Below are 468 nucleotides of genomic sequence, written 5' to 3' on the forward strand. Positions count from 1 at the left end.
CTTTAACGATGGTATGAGTGGTGTTACCGTTACCGTCTTTGATGGTTACAGTGTGGGTACCTTCGCCGTTGTCTTTAACGTCGTCTGCAGCGTTCTTACCGTCGGCACCAGTGTCACCGGTTGCACCAGTTGCACCGTCTTTAACGATGTTAGTAGTGGTGTTACCGTTACCGTCTTTGATGTTTACAGTGTGAGTACCGTCGCCGTTGTCTTTAACGTCGGCTTCAGCGTTCTTACCGTCGGCACCAGTTGCACCATCTTTAATGATGGTAGTAGTGGTGTTACCGTTACCGTCTTTGATGTTTACAGTGTGGGTACCGTCGCCGGTGTCTTTAACGTCGGCTTCAGCGTTCTTACCGTCTACACCGTCTTTACCGTCTTTAACGATAGTCGTAGTGACTGAACCGGTCTCAAGATCAGTAATAGTGATTGTATGGGTACCGTCACCATTAGCTACAACTTCACCTG

1 protein-coding gene is annotated in these 468 nt (G+C 48.5%); it reads right to left on the reverse strand.

Annotation, left to right across the window (positions count from 1 at the left end):
* Positions 1-468, reverse strand: a 468-nt coding sequence (locus ACTHTY_RS11780; protein WP_440367813.1) for a collagen-flanked surface repeat-containing protein, incomplete at both ends; no start/stop codon positions are given.

The organism is Neisseria sp. P0019.S002 (genome assembly GCF_051957155.1).
Lineage (GTDB): Bacteria > Pseudomonadota > Gammaproteobacteria > Burkholderiales > Neisseriaceae > Neisseria > Neisseria perflava.